Genomic DNA, 1,616 nt, shown 5'->3' with positions numbered 1-1,616 from the left:
CATGACAACAGTCCTGTCTGGCAGGGGGGAAGGAATCTGCCAGACACCAACCTCCCACTAGACGCGCCATAATTAAGCAGCGACGGTCTACTAGTGCGGCCCAGGCGAATTCGTGGGCGTGGGCGGTTTCGCCGTTGACGCTGAACAGGCCGTCAGCGATCTCACGGGTGATGGCGAGACCTTTGGGGCCGAGAGCGGATACCAGCACCGGAATGTCGATGGGGCGCTGTGGTGCGTTCGTGTCGGGATGCATCATGCGCATGGGGGCGCCGTTCCATTCCACGGTCTCACCGCGCAGCAGACGGCGTACTGTCCGGACGTAGGTGCTGAGGTAGGACCAGGTGGCCGGGGGTGCGCCGAGGGCACGGGTGCCGTTGAAGCCGGTGCCGAAGGCGAGGGTCACCCGGCCGGGTGCGAGGGCGGCGAGGGTGGCGGCGCCGGAGGCGTTGACCATCGGATGGCGCAGAGTCGGGACGAGCACTCCGGGGGCGAGGCCGATTCGGAGGGTGCGTTCGGCGGCCAGCGCCAGCATCGTCCACACGTCGGGGCTTTGGGTAGGGGTGTCGTGGAGCCAGGCGCGGTGGTAGCCCAACTGCTCAGCGACAGCGATGTGTTCGGGCGAGTGCAGGGATGTGGCGAACTGACAGGAGATATCCATCGGTCAGGCTCCTTGGACGCGTAGGAATATTCCCACCTCCCAGACTCACGCCTGGAGCTTTGAGCTGGGCGGTCGATCAATCAGCATGTGCGGCGTCAGCGGGTGGTGAGCGCCATCCGGAAGTGCGCTGCGCCGGAGAGCTACTTCGGTACGGTCTGGTCCGGCAGCAGGATCTCGGTCATCGGGCGGATCCCGTGCAAGTCGCTGCACGCCATGGTGTCCTGGGTGTCGTGCGTGGTCCCATCAAGGTGGCTGCGGAGGGTCTTGCCAGCCAGGAGCAGCTGGTTCGCGCTGATTTCCTGGAAGATCCTGCGCGACTGCCGCCTGCGAGGCGACGGCGTGCATCACGCGTTGCATGGCATCGCCCGCCTGTACAACCTGGCCCTTACCAATAGCCCAACGGCCCACGCGATCGAGGCGGGGCGCTGCCCTTCTCGAGTGACGTCGCACGTCGACGGTCAATGAAGTCGGCATTCCCACGGTTCGATGTCCGACTCCCCTGGGGGCAGCTCCCCAGTGCAGTATCGATAGAGCCAGGCTGCAGCCCGGCGCTCCGCGTGCTTCTCGTTGACCGGATTTCCCTGCTCATCCAGTTCGAGAACGTTGGCGAAGATCGCGACGCAGACCTCCATCTGGGAGGGCGACTCACGCAACTCCTCCCAGTAGTCGATCCCGTCCAACATCGGATGGCCCACCGATCCCCTGGCGAGCCATCCAGCGAAGCGACGAAGGGCTCCGGAAGTGCCATGACTGAGATGCGAAAGCATGCCAAGAACCTAGCCCTTCCCAGGCCGACCGTCGCCTCCCGCCGCAGGAGACGACGGACTCGGAGGGGCGGCGTTGATCTTTACGGGACAACCCTTAGGGCTTGCAGATCATTAACACGTTGTCTTGATCTTGTTGTTGGGTTCGCTGGTCAAGGTGCGGACCCGGGCTTGGAGGATCGTGAGGGCCGCGG

At 64.7% G+C, this 1,616-nt stretch carries 2 protein-coding genes; both read right to left on the bottom strand.

From position 1 onward, the window contains the following. Positions 1 to 658: LLM class flavin-dependent oxidoreductase (locus ACFVXE_RS39040; RefSeq protein WP_389678548.1), on the bottom strand; the 658-nt coding region annotated here is incomplete at its 3' end. A 458-nt stretch (positions 659 to 1,116) separates the two neighbouring features. Continuing rightward, complete coding sequence (locus ACFVXE_RS39035) at positions 1,117 to 1,425, bottom strand: hypothetical protein (protein WP_389678546.1); 309 nt, start codon at positions 1,423 to 1,425, stop codon at positions 1,117 to 1,119. Positions 1,426 to 1,616: the final 191 nt, after the last annotated feature.

This window comes from Streptomyces sp. NPDC058231, assembly GCF_042882275.1.
In the GTDB taxonomy this organism is placed as follows: domain Bacteria; phylum Actinomycetota; class Actinomycetes; order Streptomycetales; family Streptomycetaceae; genus Streptomyces.
The sequence above is the reverse complement of the archived record's forward strand: the minus strand, read 5'-3'. Positions and strand labels throughout refer to the sequence as shown.

Excerpts from the sequence above, each read along its gene's own strand:
- ACFVXE_RS39035 (WP_389678546.1), bottom strand. The coding sequence starts at position 1,425 with ATGCTTTCGCATCTCAGTCATGGCACTTCCGGAGCCCTTCGTCGCTTC.